A 3127-nucleotide genomic window follows, 5' to 3' on the forward strand; every position below is an offset into this window, starting at 1 on the left:
AGGGGAGATAGCCTAAGCCTTGCCTTTAAGCAGGCGGGAGTTTTTTCACCCCTTCTTATATCTATGATAGATATAGGAACAGAAACTTCGAACCTCGATGAAAGTATGAAAAAGGCCAATGAATATTTTGCCAATGAATACATATTTAGGATTAAAAAACTTACAAGTCTGGCTGAACCTGTTTTGATAATAATCATGGGACTACTAGTTGCTTTTGTAGTGTTTTCGGTATCTATACCGATGTTTGACTCAATAAATGGAATAGGTGGGATTTAGATGAAGAAAAAAAGAAGAGCCTTTACTTTAATAGAATTAATAATAGTAATAGCTATATTGGGGATTTTGGTAGCTATTGCTATACCAAAATATAATAAATCAAGAATACAGGCTGCAGTAACAGCCCATAAGGCTAATGTAGAGATGCTAAAATCTGCGGCTAGGATGAAGATTTTGGATGAAGATAAAGATTTTACATGGAAAAAGAAAGAGAAAGTTTCTGGTACTGATGTAAAAGATGTTAATGATTATGATAAGTATGTTGAAAAATGGCCAGAAGTTCCAAATGGATTAAAGACTGATACTATTAAAGAATATATTGTTACCTATGTTCATTCTAAGAATGAGTTGACAGTAACACCAGCTGAAGATGCCTTTGATGATAAATTAAAAAAATAAGATTAAGATAATAATGAAAAAATAATACAAATGGAAATTAAAATAGAAATAATTTTAATATATTTTTTAATATTCATGCTAGGAGCTTCTTTTGGGTCCTTTATAGGTGCCTTGGTTTACAGGCGAGAAGAAGGGATTTCGATTGTAAATCCTCCTAGCTTTTGCGATTCCTGTGGCAAAAAAATTCTCAAAAGAGACCTAATACCGGTATTTTCTTTTTTATTCCTTAGGGGCAAAGCCAGGTGTTGTGGGGAAAAAATTTCAAAAGACAAGGTCCTTGTAGAAGTCATTGGAGGACTTGTCTTTGTTTTTATTTTCAAAACTTTCGGGATTTTCCAAGGAATTTTCCTGGCAGGTTCTATGGTACTGTGCCTATTAATATCCCTAACAGACTATAAATTTTTGGAAATCTACGACAGGGACCTTAAGTTCCTTTTAATTTTGGGTTTTATTTATAGGTTGGTTTTTCTGGGGATTGACCTTAAATTTTTGTGCTTAAGTTTAATCTTTGCGACAGTGTTTTTGGCCATAAGGCGGATATCTGGTGGTGGACTTGGGGATGGAGATTTATTTTTTTACCTAGGTCTATTTTGTTTCTTAGAAAATTATCAAATCCCAAATTTTATCTTGCTTTCAATTTGGATTGGAGCACTTATTGGTATAGCAAAAGCAATCAAAAACAGGTCATTAAAAGGAACTATCGCCCTTTGCCCAGCCATTGCTCTAGCCTTTGTCATTATAATATTTTTTAAGGATTACCTATGAAAAAAACTGCCTTCACTTTGATAGAATTAATAATAGTTTTGGCTATAGTTTCCATCTTACTTGGCCTTGCGACTTTAAAATTTTCCCTTATAGATAAAATTGGGGCGAAGAGTGAAATCCAAACCTTTATTGATGATTATTCTTATTTAAGAGACCTATCTATATCATCTGGAAGAGCAAATTCCATAAATTTTACTGACTACGGCTATAAGATGACTGGTTGCATAGCCAAAAGAAGGAATTTAAAATATATTAATTCTTTAAATACATACAGTATAAATATAAGTGAGACTGGCTACGTTAGTTCGAAAAAAGACTCAGATGCTTATAATTTGTATTTTGTTTCCAAAAAAGATCCTAATATCAAATGGCATGTTACTATCGAGGCTGTAGGAGGTTACCTAAGTGAAAAAGAAGGCTTTTAGTTTTATTGAAGTATTGATCGCCATTTTGCTTTTAAGTGTTCTCGCCTTATTTTTGCTCCCATCCCTAAGGTCAAATCTTGATGATTCCTGGAAGGTAAAAGATATGGCTGATACTTCTTTTGTCCTTCAAGAGGCAATTGAAATTAGCAGGGAAAATCCTATCGGAACTTATGTTGAATATATAAATGGCAAAAAAATTGACATAAGTGTCGAAAATTACGAATTTCCTGGTTCGAAAATTGCCTACAAAAAAATTAGGGCAAGTTTTAAAGAAAAAAGTTTTGAATTAATAGAGGCATGCGATGAAAAAGGGCTTTAGTTTAATTGAACTTATCATAAGTCTAGCAATTATTTCTTTTCTGGTCTTGATTTTGTCGAATTTATTTTCCCTAAATATAAATATCTTAAATAAATCCTACCAAGAAGAAAAAGATTACAAACAAGCCTATACAGCCATGGCCTTTATTGATAATACCCTAAATATGGCCTGCAAAATAGAAGAAGCAAACCATGAAAATTGCAATTTTGAGGGTTATTTAATGGGTAGTGGAACGAAATTAACTAGATTTTATTTCTATACCAAGGATGGTTTTTTGTGTATTTATAGGGATGACATAAGTAAGGATTCAAAAGGTAGGGAAAATAGGATTAGCGAGTGTGGAAATTTGAACCTTTATTACGACAAAAATAAGAAAATTATCAAAATAAGATTGACTAGTAAAAATGGAAAGCATAAATTTACAAGTGCTATTTACGTGGGAAATAAGTTATGGAAAAAATTATGAAAAAAGCCTTCATTAGTATTTATGTTTTGCTAATTCTCCTCGTTTTTGCTTTGACAATTACTTTTATATATAAGGAAAATGATACAAATGCGGATATAGTGCAGGCTTTGTATAATAAAAAAGTAGCCACTTATGAGGCGGAATCGGCTATAAATATAATTTTCGCTGAGAAAAAATCTGGCAGGAACATTATAAATAAGGAACTTTTAGATAATTTTGACCATAAGGCACAGATTGAGATAACAAGGGGAATTTCGAATAATGAAAGTTTAGGAGTAGATAATTTAAACATAATAAAAGTTGAAGCAAAATATAAGGGTACATATAGCATTACAACGCTCGCCTATAAAGAGGATAAAAATAAAAATCTAATAATTGTTTATGAGAGTGTTTATTAATATTGCCAAAAACTCATTTACTGTATAATGATTGTATTAAATAGAAAAAAATTGTAGGAAAAATGAAATTATTAGTAAT

7 protein-coding genes are annotated in these 3127 nt (G+C 31.5%); all 7 read left to right on the forward strand.

What is annotated here, in order from left to right; genetic code table 11:
- Window positions 1-276, forward strand: a 276-nt coding sequence (locus RQ907_RS08275) for a type II secretion system F family protein (protein ID WP_311492897.1), incomplete at its 5' end; no start/stop codon positions are given.
- Window positions 277-675, forward strand: coding sequence for a prepilin-type N-terminal cleavage/methylation domain-containing protein (locus RQ907_RS08280; RefSeq protein WP_311492898.1), 399 nt, complete (start codon window positions 277-279; stop codon window positions 673-675).
- Window positions 676-705: 30 nt separating this feature from the next.
- On the forward strand, window positions 706-1440 hold the full coding sequence (locus RQ907_RS08285; RefSeq protein WP_311492899.1) for a prepilin peptidase: 735 nt from the start codon (window positions 706-708) through the stop codon (window positions 1438-1440).
- A complete protein-coding gene (locus RQ907_RS08290) occupies window positions 1437-1865 on the forward strand; it encodes a type II secretion system protein (RefSeq protein WP_311492900.1) in 429 nt (142 codons plus the stop codon). Before RQ907_RS08285 ends, RQ907_RS08290 begins: the two co-directional genes overlap by 4 nt.
- Entirely contained in the window at window positions 1846-2184 is a 339-nt protein-coding gene (locus RQ907_RS08295; RefSeq protein WP_311492901.1) for a prepilin-type N-terminal cleavage/methylation domain-containing protein, read from the forward strand. Before RQ907_RS08290 ends, RQ907_RS08295 begins: the two co-directional genes overlap by 20 nt.
- Window positions 2168-2650: a type II secretion system protein gene (locus tag RQ907_RS08300; RefSeq protein ID WP_311492902.1), complete on the forward strand. Its 483-nt coding sequence runs from the start codon at window positions 2168-2170 to the stop codon at window positions 2648-2650. Before RQ907_RS08295 ends, RQ907_RS08300 begins: the two co-directional genes overlap by 17 nt.
- Window positions 2635-3048: a hypothetical protein gene (locus tag RQ907_RS08305; RefSeq protein ID WP_311492903.1), complete on the forward strand. Its 414-nt coding sequence runs from the start codon at window positions 2635-2637 to the stop codon at window positions 3046-3048. Before RQ907_RS08300 ends, RQ907_RS08305 begins: the two co-directional genes overlap by 16 nt.
- Window positions 3049-3127: the final 79 nt, after the last annotated feature.

Origin of the sequence: uncultured Anaerococcus sp. (assembly GCF_963510575.1) — a bacterium.
Classification (GTDB): domain Bacteria; phylum Bacillota; class Clostridia; order Tissierellales; family Peptoniphilaceae; genus Anaerococcus.